This window comes from Aeribacillus sp. FSL K6-2848 (assembly GCF_038004325.1).
In the GTDB taxonomy this organism is placed as follows: Bacteria; Bacillota; Bacilli; order Bacillales; family Aeribacillaceae; genus Aeribacillus; species Aeribacillus composti.
In genome coordinates this window covers 642200-661660 of record NZ_JBBOQQ010000001.1, presented here as the reverse complement: position 1 = coordinate 661660, position 19461 = coordinate 642200, and the positions used below count along the sequence as shown (strand labels likewise).

The 19461-nt window shown below is 39.1% G+C and carries 23 protein-coding genes and 1 pseudogene; 3 read left to right on the top strand and 21 right to left on the bottom strand.

The genetic code is table 11. The features are described from left to right. Nucleotides 1-32: 32 nt before the first annotated feature. Nucleotides 33-609 (top strand): annotated as a pseudogene (locus NSS70_RS20755) (transposase family protein); the annotation flags it as partial. A gap of 31 nt (nt 610-640) precedes the next feature. Here NSS70_RS20755 and NSS70_RS03330 read toward each other — a convergent pair. The 20 genes from NSS70_RS03330 to NSS70_RS03235 form a co-directional block, all read right to left on the bottom strand. Then, nucleotides 641-1480: a hypothetical protein gene (locus NSS70_RS03330; protein WP_327847941.1), complete on the bottom strand. Its 840-nt coding sequence runs from the start codon at nt 1478-1480 to the stop codon at nt 641-643. Continuing rightward, nucleotides 1468-1824 carry a hypothetical protein gene (locus NSS70_RS03325; protein WP_327847940.1) on the bottom strand — a complete coding sequence of 119 codons (357 nt, stop codon included), beginning with the start codon at nt 1822-1824 and terminating at the stop codon, nt 1468-1470. Before NSS70_RS03325 ends, NSS70_RS03330 begins: the two co-directional genes overlap by 13 nt. A 183-nt stretch (nt 1825-2007) precedes the next feature. Next, nucleotides 2008-2235, bottom strand: coding sequence for a group II intron maturase-specific domain-containing protein (locus tag NSS70_RS03320; RefSeq protein ID WP_327847939.1), 228 nt, complete (start codon nt 2233-2235; stop codon nt 2008-2010). Nucleotides 2236-2566: 331 nt separating this feature from the next. Then, entirely contained in the window at nt 2567-2731 is a 165-nt protein-coding gene (locus NSS70_RS03315) for a hypothetical protein (RefSeq protein WP_339198734.1), read from the bottom strand. Between the two features lie 333 nt (nt 2732-3064). Continuing rightward, on the bottom strand, nt 3065-3199 hold the full coding sequence (locus NSS70_RS03310) for a flagellin (protein ID WP_395994365.1): 135 nt from the start codon (nt 3197-3199) through the stop codon (nt 3065-3067). A gap of 332 nt (nt 3200-3531) precedes the next feature. Continuing rightward, entirely contained in the window at nt 3532-4260 is a 729-nt protein-coding gene (locus NSS70_RS03305; protein WP_339198732.1) for a flagellin N-terminal helical domain-containing protein, read from the bottom strand. 195 nt (nt 4261-4455) lie between these two features. Beyond that, a complete protein-coding gene (gene csrA / locus NSS70_RS03300; protein WP_339198730.1) occupies nt 4456-4698 on the bottom strand; it encodes a carbon storage regulator CsrA in 243 nt (80 codons plus the stop codon). Nucleotides 4699-4702: 4 nt separating this feature from the next. After that, entirely contained in the window at nt 4703-5137 is a 435-nt protein-coding gene (gene fliW / locus NSS70_RS03295; RefSeq protein WP_339194229.1) for a flagellar assembly protein FliW, read from the bottom strand. A 13-nt stretch (nt 5138-5150) separates the two neighbouring features. Beyond that, nucleotides 5151-5741, bottom strand: a complete 591-nt coding sequence (locus NSS70_RS03290) for a DUF6470 family protein (protein WP_339198728.1) — start codon at nt 5739-5741, stop codon at nt 5151-5153. A 294-nt stretch (nt 5742-6035) separates the two neighbouring features. After that, a complete protein-coding gene (gene flgL, locus NSS70_RS03285) occupies nt 6036-6908 on the bottom strand; it encodes a flagellar hook-associated protein FlgL (RefSeq protein ID WP_339198726.1) in 873 nt (290 codons plus the stop codon). A gap of 170 nt (nt 6909-7078) precedes the next feature. After that, complete coding sequence (flgK, locus tag NSS70_RS03280) at nt 7079-8584, bottom strand: flagellar hook-associated protein FlgK (protein ID WP_339198723.1); 1506 nt, start codon at nt 8582-8584, stop codon at nt 7079-7081. A 14-nt stretch (nt 8585-8598) separates the two neighbouring features. Next, nucleotides 8599-9078: a flagellar protein FlgN gene (locus NSS70_RS03275; RefSeq protein ID WP_158640168.1), complete on the bottom strand. Its 480-nt coding sequence runs from the start codon at nt 9076-9078 to the stop codon at nt 8599-8601. A 241-nt stretch (nt 9079-9319) separates the two neighbouring features. Continuing rightward, nucleotides 9320-9589: a flagellar biosynthesis anti-sigma factor FlgM gene (flgM, locus tag NSS70_RS03270; RefSeq protein ID WP_063386297.1), complete on the bottom strand. Its 270-nt coding sequence runs from the start codon at nt 9587-9589 to the stop codon at nt 9320-9322. A gap of 90 nt (nt 9590-9679) precedes the next feature. Continuing rightward, the gene (locus NSS70_RS03265) at nt 9680-10102 is read right to left on the bottom strand and encodes a TIGR03826 family flagellar region protein (RefSeq protein ID WP_094245094.1); all 423 of its coding nucleotides are present in this window, start codon (nt 10100-10102) and stop codon (nt 9680-9682) included. Between the two features lie 65 nt (nt 10103-10167). Then, nucleotides 10168-10866, bottom strand: coding sequence for a ComF family protein (locus NSS70_RS03260; protein WP_340880920.1), 699 nt, complete (start codon nt 10864-10866; stop codon nt 10168-10170). 83 nt (nt 10867-10949) lie between these two features. Next, a complete protein-coding gene (locus tag NSS70_RS03255) occupies nt 10950-11141 on the bottom strand; it encodes a late competence development ComFB family protein (protein ID WP_445206696.1) in 192 nt (63 codons plus the stop codon). Between the two features lie 138 nt (nt 11142-11279). Then, nucleotides 11280-12656 carry a DEAD/DEAH box helicase gene (locus NSS70_RS03250; protein WP_339198718.1) on the bottom strand — a complete coding sequence of 459 codons (1377 nt, stop codon included), beginning with the start codon at nt 12654-12656 and terminating at the stop codon, nt 11280-11282. 300 nt (nt 12657-12956) lie between these two features. After that, the gene (locus NSS70_RS03245; RefSeq protein WP_063386367.1) at nt 12957-13796 is read right to left on the bottom strand and encodes a DegV family protein; all 840 of its coding nucleotides are present in this window, start codon (nt 13794-13796) and stop codon (nt 12957-12959) included. Between the two features lie 695 nt (nt 13797-14491). Beyond that, on the bottom strand, nt 14492-15169 hold the full coding sequence (locus NSS70_RS03240; protein ID WP_063386301.1) for a response regulator: 678 nt from the start codon (nt 15167-15169) through the stop codon (nt 14492-14494). Between the two features lie 68 nt (nt 15170-15237). Next, nucleotides 15238-16395: a sensor histidine kinase gene (locus NSS70_RS03235; RefSeq protein WP_340880919.1), complete on the bottom strand. Its 1158-nt coding sequence runs from the start codon at nt 16393-16395 to the stop codon at nt 15238-15240. A 169-nt stretch (nt 16396-16564) separates the two neighbouring features. On the opposite strand from NSS70_RS03235, the gene NSS70_RS03230 reads away from it, so the two are divergent. Together NSS70_RS03230 and NSS70_RS03225 are read left to right on the top strand one after the other, a co-directional pair. Next, on the top strand, nt 16565-17203 hold the full coding sequence (locus tag NSS70_RS03230) for a YigZ family protein (RefSeq protein ID WP_339198711.1): 639 nt from the start codon (nt 16565-16567) through the stop codon (nt 17201-17203). A 23-nt stretch (nt 17204-17226) separates the two neighbouring features. Next, the gene (locus NSS70_RS03225) at nt 17227-18210 is read left to right on the top strand and encodes an LCP family protein (RefSeq protein ID WP_339198709.1); all 984 of its coding nucleotides are present in this window, start codon (nt 17227-17229) and stop codon (nt 18208-18210) included. A 122-nt stretch (nt 18211-18332) separates the two neighbouring features. Here the strand turns inward: NSS70_RS03225 and NSS70_RS03220 are convergent, their stop codons facing one another. Next, nucleotides 18333-19445: a glycosyltransferase family 4 protein gene (locus NSS70_RS03220; RefSeq protein WP_339198706.1), complete on the bottom strand. Its 1113-nt coding sequence runs from the start codon at nt 19443-19445 to the stop codon at nt 18333-18335. Between the last annotated feature and the right edge of the window lie 16 nt (nt 19446-19461).

Here is a 19461-nt window from a genome sequence, read left to right as displayed (position 1 = left end):
AGCTACCACACAAACATAAGGAGGTTTTGTAAGTGCTTTCTATATCACTAGAATTGCCAGAATTTGAAGTGATTAAACAACTTTCTTTCTCCAATCAATATTTTGTTCATGTTCAAAAAAAGTGTCATGAGGAACGTTGTCCTTATTGTAGATGTATGACTTCTTATGTCCATGACAGGAGGACAAGAAAGGTTCGTAATCTTCCTATTCTCAATCATTCTGTGTATTTATTTGTGCTGGTCAAACGATATCAATGCCAAAATTGTCAATCGATATTCTCGGAGCCTTATGAGTCGATTCAACCTAATAAACACCAAACGAATAAGTATCGTGAATACTTGTTTGAATTATGTCAGGATACAACTATACAAGATGTAAGTCGAAAACAAGATTCCGTATTCGACCTTAGAGAGAATGTACTACTCGGTCGCTCAAGAAAAAGCTGCCCTTCATCAAAAACAAATTCATGAAGCTTTAGATAAGGATGAACTGGTTTTAAGTTTCGATGAGGTGTCTGTACGAAAAGGTCATCGATACGAAACCGTTTTGACAGAGGCGAAATTAGGCTGTATCATCGGAATGCATAAAGACCGAGATTGTGATTCCACGAAAAATCATCTTTTTCCATAAACTATCTAAATCAAAAAATTTTTAAATTCTCACAAATATTTTTCCCATTCGTTTCACAAATATTTTCCCCATTTTGCTTATCTATTTGCTTTAAGTTGTCCATAACTGCTGATTTCGGATGACAATAATGATTTCGGTCACTATAAGAAAGAATAATTTTTTCATAATTAAACTTTTCCCAATCATCTGGCTTAAGTTTACCACTGTTTCCACCATGGTGCGGAACGATCAATATTAATTTTTTATTTTCTTTGTCATGAACATTTGTTGATAAAATATATTGATAAAGCTTATGATATTGTTGATCACCAGTAAAAAGAATATCTACATTATTCCCTTTAACAAATAGGACAATACTATCTAAGTTTCGTGATGAAATTTTCTTTGATCTAGATCTATATAATTTCAAATATTGTGAATCGTAAATACAATTTAGTTCTACCTCTTTACTTGATTTATGAAAACCGGAAATACGAAAAAATTTTATATGATGCTGCTCAATATAATTTACCACCATTCTGGCAGTGTTCGTATGCGGTATGAACTCCGGCGCAATAATTCCCGCTATCTTTTGACAAGTTTCATTTTGAAAAAACAGTAACGATTGATAATGGTCTACATCCCAATGACTAATTATGATAAAAATCACATCATCTTCCTTAATGGCAATCTTTTCAATTAAATTTTGTTTATCTGATAATCTATAATATTTATCAGCTCCAATATCAAAAAATATCCTATTATTTCCAACACGTACCTCATTCCAATTTCCGTGTCCCACATCCCATACAATTAATTTAGCTTCTTCACTCCAAGAAATTTGTGAAAAAAAATCTTTCAAATCTTCCATTCTTTATACACCCTATATTGTACAAAATCCACTTCTTGTTCACTTATGTATTTCGCCGATATACGAAATAAAAGGAATCTATCTTTAGAATGAAAGTTAAATTTTTTTAAGTCATATTTGAAATTTCCCCAAAATTCTTCAGGTAGTTCATACCATTTTCCTTCTCTCGGACATTTTTGCTTAACCCATTTCACATTTTCCAATTCTATTAAACTTCGACTATCTTCTTCATTCCACGGAACGGAAAAACCACGAGATTCCCACCATTCCCTTAAATCATCCAATGAATATACGTCAAAGATTACTAACCCATTGTCATTTTTAGATTCACAATAGACTAGCACATAACCACTCCCGAAAATGTTAAATCACAGTTTTCTTTATTCAACAAGTAGAATAGAAAACTGTTTTCAAAGGGACAGCCTATGCTGTCTCTTTTGCTCTCAGCTTCCCCTCATCAAACCGTACGTGAGGTTTTCCCTCATACGGTTTTCCGACGTTCTTCTTCCTTTGGCTTTCGTTCTTGTCTAACTTGCTAATTTCACTAATAAGCCTTGCGTTAATTTTATAACTTCTTTCATTCTCGCATGTTTCTTCCTTTGGGTCTTCTTCTTATTCCAGTACAGAGTAAGTCTTTCTAATACATTCCAGTCCACTTTATTTAGCCACTTCTTGGCGATGGCCGAAATACTGTAGTAATTCTTAAATCCTTGTAAAATTCGATTGAGCCCTTTCACCAGTTCTTTGATGTCCATAAATCGCTTGTTCCTTGGACTCGTATATTCCTTAATCTTCATTTTCATCTTCTTGGCTTTCTTACTTGGAATGTGAGGCATGACATAAACTTTCGAGCCACCCTTGTTCATCACAGGAAATTTCCGATGGTGTAGATCTAGAAAGTCAAATCCGTTTGTGTCGTCCCATAGGTTGACCAGTTTGGATCTCTGTGTTGATTTCAAGGTCGAATTTCTTCATGATGGCTTTTAGTACTTGAATGCTCTCCAGCGCCTCGTTTTTCGTACGACACATGATCACGAAATCATCTGCGTATCGCACCAGTTCTCCTAAGTGTAGGAACTTCTTCTTTCATATCGTGTCCATATAATGCAGGTAGCTGCTCGCTAAAAGAGGCGAAATGACTCCGCCCTGCGGGGTACCCTTTTCGGTGTTATGAAACTGTCCATCTTCCATTACCCCCGCTTTCAGCCATTTCCGAATCAGTTTCAACACTCGGCGGTCACTGATTCTCATTTCCACTAACTTCATCAGTTTTTCTTGATTGATGTTGTCAAATTACCCTTTTAATATCCACATCTACTACCCAGTATTGCTTCCTACACAGTTTTCGAATCCTTGCGATGGCTTGATGAGCATTTCTTTTCGGTCTAAACCCATATGAACAGTCTTGGAAGTCTGCTTCAAAGATGGGTTCCATGACCATTTTCGTTGCCATCTGTACAACTCGGTCTTTTACCGTTGGAATTCGGGTTGGACTTGCACCAACTAGCAGATAACAGCTTAGCTGAGTACGCTGAATATAAAAGAGACTCTAGAAAACTAGAGCCTCTCTTAAGTAATAGAAAATTAACGAAGCAATTGTAATACGCCTTGTGGAAGTTGATTTGCTTGAGCCAGCATCGCTTGCGCTGCTTGAGAAAGGATGTTGTTCTTCGTGAATTCCATCATTTCTTTCGCCATCGTGCGAACATTTGCTTTCACAAATGACTAGACTATCTCTTCACCCGCTAGCTTAACGCTAGTTAGGGGCCGGGCACTTCGGATTGATACAGGACGATGGAAGAATCCTGTACATCCTACGGACTTCATCGCCATAGCATTCGCCTTAGGCGGTATGTCCTAGTCGTTGAACCTTCTCCACTCTTTCGAGACAGGAGCTTGGCTGCTCGGTTGCCCAATCCTTTGACTTTTCAAGCCATCACGCATGCCGTTTCCAGCTACGTTGTGGCGCCAAAGGCTCTAAGGGGTTTCCAGCAATTCACCCGGTGATACTCCTAGCCGTTTCCAGCTAGGACGACTGTGCCTGTCACTGCTTAGGCAGCTAAGGCATAATCTACGTCGCGAATACGAGATTCAGCAGCAGTTAAGTTTTCAGCAGAAGCGCCTAAGTTGTTGATAGTATGCTCTAAGCGGTTTTGCATTGCACCAAGTTTTGCACGTTCTGAAGAAACTGTATTAATTGCATTATCAATAATGGTGATTGCAGCATCTGCACCAGATTGAGTATTAATTTTTAAACCGCTAACCCCTATTCCACTAGCTTTCATGTTAGCAATTGTTAGTTCTACATTTTGCCCAGAATTTGCACCAATATGGAAAATCAGTCCACTACCTGCATTTGACAATGAACCATCCAACAAATTTTTAGTGTTGAATTGAGTTGTTTTAGCAATGCGATCAATTTCTTCAATTAATTGATCTACTTCTTTTTGAAGTTCGGCACGGTCTGTATCTGTATTTGTATCGTTTGCTGATTGCACAGCTAATTCACGCATACGTTGAAGGATGGAATGAGTTTCGTTTAAAGCTCCTTCAGCCGTTTGAATTAAAGAAATACCGTCTTGTGCGTTTTTAGATGCCATTTCCAGTCCGCGGATTTGGCCGCGCATTTTTTCAGAGATCGCAAGACCTGCTGCATCGTCGCCAGCGCGGTTGATGCGGTAGCCGGAAGAAAGCTTTTCAAGGTTTTTCGCAGTTTGTGTGTTGTTAAATGAAAGTTGGCGGTAAGTGTTTAACGCCGAGATGTTGTGGTTAATTCTCATGATTTTTTCCTCCTTGAATTGTTATTTTTCCACGTCCATGTGGTATGAAAAGAGCCGCGTCGGCCGCCGCTGCTCTTTTCATGTTTTATATCGGATTGTTTTTTTGATGTTTAATAGGGTTTAAAGAAAAAACGGGACTTTTTTAATAGAAAAATAAAATGGTTGAACATCCTTGTTTGGTTACGGTTTTCCAGCTCAAACCTCAGGTTTATTTTTGTTGAGCTTTTCTTGAAAATGTTTTAACAGGTCAAGGTCGGTGCGGGAAGCCGCGCTGTTTTCTGTTTGAATGGTGTCGTATATTTCCTTTCGGTGGATGTCGATTTGTTTTGGAGCTTTAATGCCGAGTTTGACTTGATCGCCTTCGATGGCGGTGATGGTTATTTCGATGTTGTCGCCGATAATGATGGATTCGTTCAGCTTTCTTGTTAAAATGAGCACGGCTTCACACCTCCTTCTGTTCCATAAGTGGATGCTTCGTTTTATAAGTAGTGCCTGTTAAAATCACTTGCTTGGCCCGTTTGTTTTTCTGGTTGATGATGATTGGTGCAAGCAGATTGGCGGTTGTGTTTTCGAACGGGTCTTCTAACGTTAAAATTACATAGACAGCGACATCTTGTTCCGACTCGATTTCCAGCTGCTCAATCGTGGCATCGTCTAAGTCAATAGCATAGTCTTTGAAAAATAAAAAAGGAATAGTCATGACAAAAGCAAGTTCCTTTGTGTTGACCGATTGCAAAATAAAAAATGGCGATTCGGCGCCAAATGGCAAAAGCACAAATTCCTTTTCATCTAAAAACCCCGGAATGCCCGATGGAAATTGGATGATGCTGTCGCTTGCGGCTTCTATTTCACCATGATATTTTGTCTTAAGTCTCATGTTCTCACAACCTTTATATGTTCATTTCAAAGTTTGGTCCTTTAAAGGTGAGGTTGGCAAAGTCGATTTTTAACTTTTGGTATTGGGCGATTTTTATATCGACTCTGCCACGGTCGTAATGAATGATCGGCTTATTGGGAATGGCACGAAATTCAGCTTTTTTCAAATGCCAATTAATATCAAGCTTGCTTGGTTCGTAATCAAATTTCACACTGAACAATGATGGAATGCAGCCGACATTCACTTCATACATCGGGGATTCGCTGTTTTCTTTCGCTTGATCAGCCAGCGGGCTGCCGCCGTTTTCAATTTTCATCAGTTCATCTCCTTGCTCGGCGAGGCGGGCAATACCTTCAAGCCAAGCTTGATAGCCTTCCTCAGCTATTTTTTCAATGAAACGGAACGTGTCAGCTAAATTTCGATCTTCCCACGCTTTCGTTTGATCGATTGTCAATTTTCCAGGAGTGCGGTTGATTTCCATCGCTACTTTCGCCGGCTGTAAATCGATATCCGCTTTCGGCTGTTTGATTGACTGATTTCCAGGAGTAGTGTTGATCGCAATTTTCGCCATTTGGCTTTCCATTCTAATTTGCGGCAGAAGCATTCCTCTCACCTCGACTGACAACATAAGTTTTAAACAGAAAAGAAATTCTCATCTTAACTCCGTTGGTGCAAACCAACAAACAATTTTTATTGGGTTTCAACTATTACGATACAATTAAAATTCCTCAATGATAGGAACAAACTATATACTAAGAACAATGCAAAATCTAATTAGCCGGGAATTGAAATTTCTTCGATAAAAACTGTGAACCCTTTAGAAGCAGGAAAACATGGGGCAAAAACAAAGTCATAACGATGAACAAAAAGGACCTTTATGCAGGTCCTTTCTCTCACATTATCGCAAAAAATCAACTAAGTTCGGCTGAATGATGCGGGCGCTGACAGCAAGCGCTGCTCTGTGCGCGCTTTCTTGCTCTTTCAAGTCGATAATGACCCGTTCGATGTCGGCATCTTCATTATCCGACAAAATTTTAGTAGAGATTACTTCCTGTTGACCGATGCGGTTTTCCATCTGCTCGATCCGATTGTAACGAGCGCCAAGCTCAGCCCATTCAGCGTTAAGAGCATCAATATGGCCATCAAGCTGGCCGAGCAGGCTGTCCAAGTTCGTTGTGTCGTTGTTTTCCAAAGCATTTTGAATGTCTTGAATTGTATCAAACAATGCTTGGTTAAAGACATTGTCAGGCGTTATATTCACTTGGATTTGAATGTTTTTTGAAAGCTCGATTTTAAACGGTTCATTGTTGTTATTAACGACAGGCGGGTCGCCGCTGACAGGCGCTGAGTCTGTTTTCGTTCCATTAAAAATATAGCGGCCGGCCACTTGTGTGTTGGCGACAGCAACAAGGTCGTCTTTAATTTGTTTCAATTCGCGGGCAACCGCATCACGTTCGTCTTCTGAATTTGTACCGTTTTTTGCGCGAATCAAAAGCTCGCGTATTCGTTGCAGCCCTTGGTTGGCCTGTTCTAATCCCGCTTCAGAATTTTCGATCCAAAGGTAAGCCTCTGATAAATTTCGTTTATATTGTTCAACTTCCTTTAAGTTTGTCCGATAGTACAATCCTTTCATTGCTACAACGGGATCTTGGGACGGGCGGGTGATTTTTTTTCTTGTCAACATCTGATCTTGATATTTTCCCAGCAGCTCATAGCTTTTACTTAAATGGCGGAGTGAGTTTTGCGCAAGCATCGATTGAGTGACACGCATATGCTGCACCTCTCTTTCATTAAATAAATTTTTTGTATGAATTCATAACGTGCAAATAGTACATTTCTTATATGATTTGCACTTCATCGCCTTATTTCATTTCATACATTCTGAACCCGACAATTTTTGCTTTCATTTTCCACTATGGTTATTCAACAGTCAATTTTACTTTATCTCCCGACCAGTCCCATGCCGTTTATAATTCGGTCTAAAATTTCATCCTGCAAAGTGATCATTCTTGCTGCGGCGTTGTACATATGCTGGAATTGGATCATGTTTGTCATTTCTTCGTCTAATGAAACGGAGCTGACGGATTTGCGGCGTTGTTCAACAGATGAAACTAAGGTTTCTGAATTTTCCTTCATCCGCTCCGCTTCTTGTGTCATAACAGCCATTTCGCCGATAACAGCTTCAAAATAACTTTGAAATGAAGTATTTTTTACTTCAGCAAGCTTCAGCGCATTTTGGCCGTCGCCGATTTCTCCTGTAGCAGAAGCTGCAATTCGATCGCGATTCATATCATCCGATACTTTAATGGCAGCCGCAGCGCCTTTAGGAGAGCTTAAACCTCCGAGATCAAAGAAATCGCGCTGTGTTTGAACGCCGTTGTTTATGTCCTCAAGGCTCCATCCGTTTCTGTGGACAGTGTTAAATGCGTTCGCAAAATCATATGCCATTTGATCTAAATCTGACATCATGCTAGGATAGATGCCGCGTTCAATCGTGCTGCCTATGTTCGTATAGCCGTGCGCCTCGATTAAGCCTTTTAAACTTCCATTGATGTTTAAATTTTCAACAAAATCGTCTGCCCCTATCGTTCTTCCACCAACAGAAATAGATTCGATAAGACCGTTCGTCTTGGATTCATTGAGGCTAAATTGTCTTACTTTGTATCTATTTCCGTCGACAAGGGTGATTGGCGGTTCGAAGCCAGCAAGCTCGACAGTTACTTTTCCTTCGGCTACTTTCAAAGCGTTGCCTCCGCTTTCAACCGGCGTCACTTTAATATCAATATAAGAAGAAAGCTCATCCAATAATCGATCGCGCTCATCATACAAATCGTTTGGCAAATAACCATTCGGTTCTACTTCGCCGATTTGTTTGTTAATTTGGTTGATTTGCTCAAGCAAAGAGTTGATCTTCGTTGTTGCGACATCGAGTTCGTTGCGTAAATCTTTCTGATTATGCTTTAATGATTCCGCCAAATAATTGAACGTTTCTGTAACAGCTCTTCCGCGCTCAAGGACAACAGAGCGGGCACCCAGGTTGGAAGGGTTGGCCGCCAAATCTTGCAGCGATTGCCAAAAGCTATCCATCGTTTCGTTCAAGCCTGTCTCGTTCAGCTCGTTCATCACATCTTCCATTCTCGATAATGCGTTGAATCTAGAGCTCCAGTAGCCAAGCTTAGAATTTTCGCCGCGATATTGTACATCAAGATAGCGGTCGCGGATCCGCTGCACTGTTTGTGTATCCACCCCTGTTCCAAACTGCCCAGGGATATCAGCTCGAAAACGACCTGGTGTCGGATACGCTTGCTTTTGCACAAGGTTTACCCTCTGCCGCGAATATCCAGGTGTCTCGGCATTTGCCACATTATGTCCAATTGTATATAAAGCGCTTTGTGCGGCATACAATCCGCTTCTAGCCGCTTCCAGTCCAAAAAATGTTGATACCATTGCGAATTCCCCCGTTAAATTTTTGAATCAAACCATGAACGCCGTTTCGATTGCTTCGATTCTTGATTCGGATTCGTGTAATTCGGCGATGCTTCCTCCGGCATGAAAAGATCAAGCGTTAAATTCACAACCTGCAATGCTTGCAATGCCAGTTGTTGATTGACAAAATTCGCGTTTTTCAAATTAGCCAATACGTTTGTCAATTTTTCTTTTAGATTTTTCAACCGTTCTTTATCCTCATTTTCTGCTTTTTCAATACAGGCGGAAATCGTTAAATCGTCTTCTCTTTCTAAAAAGCAAGCCGCTGCTTTGATCCGTTCCTTTTCAGCATTTTCAAGCTGCATCACATATTTCTGCTCTTCCTTTAAAAGCTGCATTAATTGATTAACATCATCTTTTTTCAGCAAATCCGTTTTTTTTACTGCCAAATTATACAATTGTTCATGAATGATTAACTGCTTTTCTAAAACGTTAATTAAATTGGCAAGAGACACGAAAACGTCCTCCCCGCAAAATTCAATACAATCATATTTACCGGTGCTTCGTTCCGAACATTGACAAGGTGATCCAAAGCCGGACATGAAAAATAATTTATTGTTGTAAAGATGAAGATGCTAAAAATGCAGAAATGTACAATATAGTTGTCCAGCACATTTTCATTCTGTTCCAAATCAAAAATCGAAACAGGCTGCTTCGTACGCAACCAAATCAAAAACCGAAACGGATTGACACAATTTATTCTTCATTTTTTTTCTTATAAAATTGGATCATGCTTTTCGCGATCAGGTCTGGGGCGATTTTGTAAGTCCCGCTTTCAATTTCTTTTTTTATCGCCTGCACTTTTTCTTGGCGCTGAAGATCAAAACCGCTCGTCTGCTGAAGCTGTTTTGCCTGCTTGGATATTTCCACTCTATCTTTTTGGACTTCCACTTTCATCTGCTTGCTGGCATCCATTTGCTTTTGATAAGGATTAACGTTTGATGACCGATAGCTGTGAATCTTCATGGACACCGCCTCCTTTCCTGCTCTAATGGAACGATTGTTTCAGCTGGAAATCTATCTCTATATTCATTATCGGATCGATAGAGGGATTTGTTAACGTTTTTCATTATTTTTCGGTTGGATAGCGTAGTATGTTTGCATCTTCTCTTTCTCCTCCTGAAACTGCTCTTCTCTTTCCATTTGCTCAATTTGAGACTGTATTTCCTTTTTGCAAGAAACACAAAGTTTTCCCTCGCGAATAAGTGTGCCGCACCGTGAACAAGGATAACCAAGGTTCGGGAAGTTCGCCAGTTGAATGCGTCCTTGATGAATAAACTTCAGTATTAAGTCCTCTTCCACTCCTGTTTTTTCCACAACTTCAGTAATGGTCGATCTGCGGTTTTCCTTTTTTCTCAAAAAGTTATATACTGTTTCAAATGCCTTTTCTTCCTCTTGGTAGCAAGCATCACATATTGAACGAAGCCGCGTTTTGACAAACAAGGAACCACATTTTGGGCAGTTTGCTAATTCCCCCATAAAAATCCACCTTTCAAAAATCTTCCTATTATTATTATTTTATATCGGAAAAACGGATTTGTCATTTAGCTGCGGACAAGCGTAAATGATTCGACACTTTTCGCACCAGCGTTCATCAGCTGCTTTGCAGCTTGGCGTACCGTTGCGCCTGTTGTGTAAATGTCATCGATGATAACAATATGTTGACCATGTACTTGTTTTGGATCTGTTACAGTAAACATATTTTTCGTCTTCATTCGGTCGATCCGTGATTTTTTTGATTGTTTTGCTTTATCTGTTTTGCGCAAAGGCTCAATAATCGGAAGCTGAAGGAGCTGGGCCAATAATTTTGCTTGATTAAACCCGCGTTCCAAAAGCCTTTCTTCACCTAATGGGATGGGAACGAGAATCATCGATTTGTCGAAGTGATGGCGAAATGCTTTCACAAAAGGTTCGGAAAACATCTGCACCAATATCGCATCCCCGCGGAATTTAAACCTAGCAAGCACTTCTTTCATAAATTCATTATATTGAAAAACAGAGCGGTTTTTCTTTATCACTCCATGATAGTCAGGATGTTTTTCCCAAGCCGCGCAATCAGTACAATACTCGGCTTTTTCGCTTTGCCTCCCGCACATTGGACAAATGGGGCCTGATATAACGTTTAGCTTGCTGGAGCATTCTTCGCATAAAACAGGATCTTTTTCGAGGAAAAAAAGCCGTCTCCAAGTCAAGCGGACATCTATACTTTTAAAACAATAAAGACATCTTCCCATATTTCGCATCAAGCCTTCCTATTATCACATCGTGGGTTTTCTGAAACAATTCTTGCGCATTCTGCCAGGCTGACAAGAAGAGATGTCATTTGCTACCGATCAAAAAATTCCGCTCTTACATATGTAATTTTATCTTCACTCGTTACATAACGGGGCTGAACTCTATTTAACACTAGAGCTAAAACATCATTGCGGCAAGTTGGGCACGTGCATTCCATATGAAATTGGTCAATATATTCATCTAGCAATTCTTCCATAATTTTTTCCAGAGCGTTTACTATCATGTCCTCACCCCAAATATATGATCTCTAATCTGTATTATATTGGATCATACTGGAAAAAGAAATTTCTTTTTTCATCCAAAATTGAAAAGATCTTTCCAACTTTACACATTCTGTATCGTTTCCTTTATTTTCTAAATACTAACACTTTAACAAATCTTCCTTTGCCGCTTCCCGATTCATAGCAAGAATATGGTGTTTCGCTGCAATCATTTCATTTGTTTTGCCATAATGGAAAAAGATAATGGAGCCTGTTGGATTGTTCATGCTCCGTCCAACACGGCCGGATATTTGAACAAGGGCACTTTCTGTAAAAATGGTTTCTTCTGCTCCTAAAACAGCTGCATCAGTTCCAGGAACTGTTACACCCCTTTCCAAAATGGTAGTTGTGACAATGATCGGAATCCGGCCATTTCGAAATGCCAGAACCTTTTCTTTCCTTTGGGGATCTTCGGCATGTACTCCTTCAACCGCTGAATTCAATTTTTTTAGTAATGGAACGACATCATGAAGCACTTTGATTTCCGGTACAAATAGAAAAGCTTGTCTTTCCTTTTGCAAATGTTCGGCTGCCCATGTGATGATATTTTTCGGCAGCTTTCCTTTCTCCAATCTTTTTTTCCAATTGCCGCACCATTTGAATTCAGGAACAGGTAGGGGATAACCATGGTATCGAGCAGGGATTTTCACAATTTCGGAAGGCTTAAAATGCCGCTTAATTGCTGAGGAGGGAGTCGCAGTTAAATAAATAAGGGAACTGTTTCGTTTGCGTGCTTTTTCAACCGCAAATTGCAAAGCAGGATCTACAGAATATGGAAAAGCATCCACTTCGTCAAGTATCACCACGTCAAAGGCTTCTTTATACCGAAGAAGCTGATGAGTCGTTGAAATGGTAATTGGGCTCAGCTTCAAACGATCTTCGCTTCCTCCGTAAAGCACTGCCACATCGATGCTCGGAAAAACGTTTTTCAAACGCGGTCCAAGCTCCAAAACAACATCCGTACGCGGTGCAGCAATGCAAACAAATAGCCCTTTCTGCAAAGCTGTGTTTATGCCGGCAAACAGCACCTCTGTTTTTCCTGCTCCGCAAACTGCCCAAATGAGACAGTCTGTACGCTGCAAAACGGACTCCGCAATCCGGTCAGATGCTCTTTTTTGCGCCGGAGACAGTTCACCATCCCATTGCAAAAAGTTTGTTTGATCCGATTGGATCGAATGTTTTTCCTCCTTCTCTCGTCTTGGAAAACTAACAAGCTTTGAGCATTCACTTACTCGCCCCATCATGATACAGTTCCGGCAATAATGACAAAACTTTTTGCACCTTGCACAGTCAAAGCCTGCAAATAAAAAGGGTTGATCATTTCCACATCGATTGCAATAAAAAATACCGGATTTTTTCACAACACCTTGTTCTATTTCAACGAAGGGGGCATTTTGAACGGCATCCATTGAAAACGGGAGCTCATTTGAAAGGAGATGTCTTCCGAGAAGATGTTTTTGGAGATCATGATCATGCATATAAAACCTCCGCTTGTACATACCATATTGTTTCTTACTATTATTTTTACCTTATAATTTCTGGAAAATCAATATATTTAATCAATTGATCTTATTGCTTTTCGTCCAAATGAAAGATGCTAGATGAATCATTTATATCCTTCATTTCTGTAAAAAATAAAAGGTGCTTTTTGCACCTTCAGATGGTCAGACACCGTTCCATTTTTTGGTGAATCGCACCTTTTCTCGTTTTGAAGGGGAAGTTCTTTTAAGAGGATGGATACAGCCATTTTTCACAATGGGTTTAACGTTTTCTTGCAATTACTTTTTATACCAGCAGAGACCCATAGCTCCCTCTCCTAGATGAGTTCCAATGACAGCGCCAAAATAGCTGATAATAAATTCAGAATTTGGATATTTACTTTCGAGCTCCTCTTTCATTTTTTTGGCATCCTCCGGCCTGTTGGCATGAATGACAGCCGCCCGCACCGGATGTTTGCTTGCAGCTTCGTCAAATAATTGATAGATACGTTGGATTGCTTTTTTGCGCGTACGAATTTTTTCATACGGCACGATCACTTTATCAACAAAATGAAGAAGAGGCTTCAGTTGCAGCAGGTTCCCTATTAAAGCTTGAGCTCCGGTTAATCGTCCGCCGCGCTGAAGATGAGAAAGATCGTCCACCATAAAATAAGCATCCATTGATTTTTTAATTTCATCAAGGCGAGCGATGATCTCTTCCGGTTTTTTCCCTTCCTTTGCCATTTTCGCTGCTTCAATTGCATAGAATCCCTGAGCCATACAGCTTATTTCCGAATCGTAAGGATATACCTTAATGCCGTCTACCATTTGACCTGCTGTGACAGCACCATTGTAAGTGCCGCTGATACCGCTTGAAAGATGAATGCTGATGACTGCATCATATTCTTTCGATAAGCTTTCAAACAACTCGACAAATTCACCAACTGGCGGCTGAGAAGTCGTAGGCAGCTCTTTCTGGCGCTTTATTTCTTCCCAAAAACTCTCTGCTGTCATATCTATCTCTTCACGATAAGACTCGTCTCCAAAAATAACGCTAAGAGGAATCATATGTATGCCATGCCTCTTTCGAACTTCTTCAGGAATGTAAGCAGTACTATCTGTTACAATCGCAATTTGCATCATGTTTTTCCTTTCCTTTTAATAATTTCATTCTCTCCTTTATAAAACTATTTTATAAAAAAAGCAAGCTTTTATCATTAACTTTGCCGGATTTCCATGAAACTGCAAGAGGATGAAAAATATTTTTTAGCTGTTTCAAAGTCTTTATACTGCCATTTATGCGGATTTCGTTTTGTCGATCGGCTCATTACGATTTTCGTTGAGGTTATTCTTATGAGGTCTACACCTTTTTAAAGGATTTTTGAGCAGCTTAAACGGAGCTTTTATGTGGATTCCAATTGCGGTTACCAATTTTGCTGCATTTTTTCTTGTTTCTGAGCAAACCGGCCTCTTCCCAGCGCCTGTAGTTATTTGAAGAGGCCGTTATGCTTCCTGTTGATACATTTTCACCTAAGTTGATTCTACAAAACCGGAACGTTGAATGTAATGCTTCCTATGATTCATTCTCGTAGCTTCTGATCAAAACATTTCTCTGGTCAGGATCCGAATAGATTGACAAGTTGCCAAATGATATTATGTTTCCAGCCGTAATGAAGAAATGCAATTGAATTCATTTATCATCGCTGGACAATCAGCCAAGTCGGAAAAAACAATATAGATACACCGAGCAAAATTGGTATTTAGAAATCAATCTCACTTTCACGGTTTGACGATTCAAATCGTTCAAAATTAATCGCCATGGAAAATATGTAACTTTACTTAACTTCCACCCAGCCGTTTTTAATGGCAAGAACTACTGCTTGTGTTCGATCGTTGCAATTTAATTTTTGCAAAATGTTGCTGACATGGTTTTTCACCGTTTTTTCGCTAATGAACAGCGTTTCACCGATTCTTCTATTGCTTTTTCCATCAGCAAGCATTTGCAAAACTTCACACTCACGTCGTGTTAAAATATGAAGAGGGCGCCGGACTGTAGCTGGAATTTGTCCATTATTGGCTGATGACAGACGGCGGAACTCATTGACTAGATTGTGAGTTACTTTTGGATGTAAATAGCTTCCTCCCTCTGCCACGATTTTAACTGCTTCTACTAAAGTGTCAGCATCCATTTCCTTCAATAAATATCCTCTCGCTCCGGTCTTCAAAGCATGTATCACATAATTTTCATCATCGTGGATCGATAATATAATAACCTTCGTATCTGGATATGAATTAACCAGCTGCTTAGTAGCTTCAACGCCATTTACACCAGGCATATTAATATCCATAATGACAACATCCGGCATATAGCTTTCAACAACAGTTAAAGCTTCACTGCCGTCATAAGCTTCCGCAACCACTTCAAAATTAGGCTCAAAATCAAGAATACGTTTTATACCTTCTCGAAACAGCGCATGGTCATCTATTATGACAATTTTAACTTGATTATTCATTTACAATCCTCCCCATTATTATTTTTTCAGTGATGTATGCATGAAGTCAATCAGACCATTTCTCTATTTCATAGATTAGTAGGCAATTGAATAATAATGAACGTTCCTTTTCCGGGTGCAGAATGGACTGCCATTTTCCCATTCAACAGCTCCACTCGTTCTTTCATTCCCATTAAACCGAATGACTCCTTTTTTTCTTTAAACACTTTCTTTACATCAAAGCCTTTGCCGTCGTCTTTTATTGCAACATTTACTTGGTTTGGACGGACTTCAAATTTAACGTCAATTTGCTTTGCTTCCGCATGCTTCAAAGCGTTCGTTACAGATTCTTGAACTAACCGGAACAAGGCCACTTCAAATTTCGCCGGAAGCCGTTTTTCTTCCACATCACTGATGTTTTGAAAATTGATTTTTATGTCTTTTTCATATTCTTGAATAGTAGAAAGGTACTTTCTAAGTGTTGGAATGAGACCTAAATCATCCAAAGCCATAGGTCTTAAGTCGTATATAATGCGCCGAACCTCAGATAACGCATTTCTCACCATTATTTTCAAATTTTGAACTTCCTGAAACCCTTCTGCAGTCCCTTTTTCCCGAAAAACTCGTTCAATCAGATCAGAGCGCATCAAAACATTTGCAAGCATTTGAGCTGGTCCGTCATGTATTTCACGTGACACCCGTTTCCGTTCTTCTTCCTGCGCTTCTATAATTCTTAAGCCAAAGGCTTGTTTTTTCTTTGCATCTTCCAACAAATCGCCAACCTGCCGCAAATCTTGGTTTAAATATTGCAGTACAACAGTAATTTGACCTACTATGACCTCTGCTCGTTCGATCATTTCTTTTAATGATAAAAGCCGGCGATCCAATTCATCCCGCCGTTTTCTTAATTGTTTTTCTTTTTCTTGGAGCATGGCCAGTTCAATTTGAATATTTTGCGCTTTTTCATAGGCATTCAAAATATCTTGTTCTGAAAACTTGTTGAAGTTGCGGCTGACTTCCACGAGGCGCTGCCGTGCGATTTTCGATTGAATCGTCAGCTTATCGGTTTGCTCTATCACCTCACTTACTTGCTCTTTCACTTCTTCCAATTCTTCTACTATTTTCTCATACTCTGTGCGGGATTTTTCACCGATTTCAAAGATTTGATCTTTGCTTGCTTGGACGGTTTCGATCATTTTATTTAAAATATCGTCTATTACAGCAGAATCTATTTTTTTGGAGTTCACAGCCTTTTCCTCCATTATAAAAAAGTTGTTACAAAAACTTTATCAGTTCATAATTGAAGTAAAAATTTTGTCGTTTTATAATATTCTAATGTGAGTGTTTTTTTATAAAAAAAGTCGATTTTTGTCAAAAAAAGTTATGCCGTTTTGTTTCTTCGGAGGTGATACACAATTGCTTTCCTCCTATTATACCGTAGCTGGCTTTGGAGAGCATGAAATCGTGATTCAAAAATCACGTTTTATCTGCTATATTAATCGTGCCAAAACTGAGAAAGAAGCTCAAGAGTTTATTGATACAATCAAAAAAAAACATTGGGATGCCACACATAACTGCTCCGCATATTTAATTGGAGAGCATGACCAAATTCAAAAAGCGAACGACGACGGAGAGCCAAGCGGAACAGCAGGAGTGCCGATGCTTGAAGTGTTGAAAAAGAAACAACTAAAAGACACTGTCGTTGTTGTCACCCGTTACTTCGGCGGGATTAAACTCGGCGCCGGCGGGCTGATCCGTGCATACGGAAAAGCTGTTTCAGAAGCCATTGACCACGTTGGCATCATCGAACGCAAGCTAATGAAAATTATTCGCACTACGTTTGATTACAGCTTTCTCGGCAAAATCGAAAACGAATTGCGCTCGTCTGTCTATAAGCTGAAGGACATCTATTATTCCGATCATGTGGAAGTTGAAACATATGTTGAAGAAGGCCAGGTTCAAAGCTTCAAAGACTGGATGACCGATCTCACCAATGGGAAATGTGTGATCAAAGAAGGCGACTTAGTATATTTGGAGGAGAAGGTTCAAAACTAAATTTAAAAAATAAGGAGTTAGACATGAATAGAAGAACGAGAAAAAAGAAAAAGAAAAAAAAATTAAGAGCCTTTGGCTGTTTATTTTTAATCCTGTTTTTAATTGCTGGCGGTTACGCCGTTTATCTATCGATCAAATTAGCTAATGTTTCTTTTCTAGCACAGGAAGATCTAGAGAGAGGAAGAAAATCTGAATTAAGAGAACAACCAGTTGATCCGAAAAAAGATAATTTTTCGGTATTGTTCATCGGAGTCGATGCGCGTCCCGGGGAAAAGAAAAGCCGCTCTGACGCCTTGATCCTGGCATCATTTAATAAAGATGAAAAATCAATCAAAATGGTCAGCATCCCTAGAGATTCAAGAGTGAAAATTCCCGGTCACAACCGAGACAAAATCACACATGCACATGCCTTCGGCGGAAAAGACTTAACTGTTGAGACTGTGGAAAATTTGCTTGATATTCCCGTCGATTATTATGTTGAATTAAATTTTAACGCTTTTATTGATATTGTAGATGCTCTTGGCGGAGTTGAAGTGAACAGCGACAGAGAATTTACTGAGCAAGATAGCAAAGGGCGAAAGAACGCCATTCATATTAAGAAAGGTGTACAAACGTTAAATGGCGAAGAAGCTTTAGCATATGTCCGAATGCGCAAAAAAGATCCATTAGGCGATATCGGAAGAGGCAAGCGGCAGCAAGAGGTAATAAAAGCAATCATTGAAAAGAGCTCCTCTTTATCAGCCATAACGAAATATGACGACATCATCGATTCTTTAGGGAAAAACTTAACAACCAATTTCAGCATTGGCAATATCTTGGCGTTGCAAAAATACGCCGGTTCCATCAGCAGCATTGAATCCTTAACGATTGACGGGTATGACAATCCAATCAATGGGACTTACTATTACCAACTGGAAGAGGATTCTTTGGAAGAAGTTTCAACGGAGTTGAGAAATCATTTGGAATATAAAAGAGATTTTTCCATTAACAGCAGTAAATTGCGTTAGTTTCTAAAAACGAGCCATGGGTTTTCTTTATGACCGAATGAAAAACATTTAAAATTTGAAAACTACATGGCTCTAATAGGCTTTACACAATAATCCTCATTTTAATGAGCTATATAGTCTGGTTATTTCTGTTTAAATGCATATGTGATCTTTTTCATTAAATTTGTTAGCGGTTTAAAATTTCTTCCATGTAGTTCAAGTATTTCTCCGAGAATTTCAATAAAAAACAACATAAGAAAAATAATAAAAATTGACAGCCACATGGCACTTCTAGAAAAAACTATTGCTGCCAGACTAAACAGGAAACTGATTAAGTAAATTATTAGAACAGTCTGAAGATGCGAGAAACCAAACTTTAAAATACTATGATGCAAATGGGATTTATCTGCCATAGAAATTGATTTTTTGTTCATTATTCTTCTCACAATGGCGAAAAAAGTGTCAGATAACGGCACCCCAAGGATTAAGGCGGGAATTAGCAATGAAAAAACAGTGACGTTTTTAAATTCCAATAATGACAATAAAGAAATCACAAAACCAAGAAAAAGAGCTCCAGTATCTCCCATGAATATTTTCGCTGGATAAAAATTGAAAACAAGAAAACCTAAAGTAGCAAAAATGGTTATTAAAGCAATTTGAACAACAAAAGATAATCCGGGCATGCTTAAATAAACAATTGTTGATAATACAATTATTGAAACTCCCGCAGCTAAACCGTCCAATCCGTCTATCAGATTTATTGAGTTCGTAACAATTAAAATCCACAAAAAAGAAATTGGAATCCCCCACCAACCTATATTTACTTGTCCAATAAAAGGTATGTGAATAAATTTTAAATGCAGTCCGCTCAAGACCACACATAATGCAGCCACCACTTGACCTGAAAGCTTCCACTTCCAATTTAATTCAAAAAGATCATCAAAAACACCTGTAATCATTATAAAAAAAGAGCCAATTAAAAATCCCTTTAGATAAACACTTTCAGGTGTAAATAGAAAAATCCCGATATAAACCGAAATAGCGATCGACAATCCACCCAATCGAGGCATAATTTTTGAATGTACTTTTCTTGATTTAGGAATGTCCACAGCCCCAATAGCAAAAGCAAATTTTATGACAAAGGGAGTCAAAATTACTGAAATTAAAAATATTAAGATTAACTTCATTAGCAATACCATTGTGAATACCTCTAATATTAGTTTGTTTTTATTTTTTCCAAAAGTAATACTTGCCATTCAAAGAACATGTCGA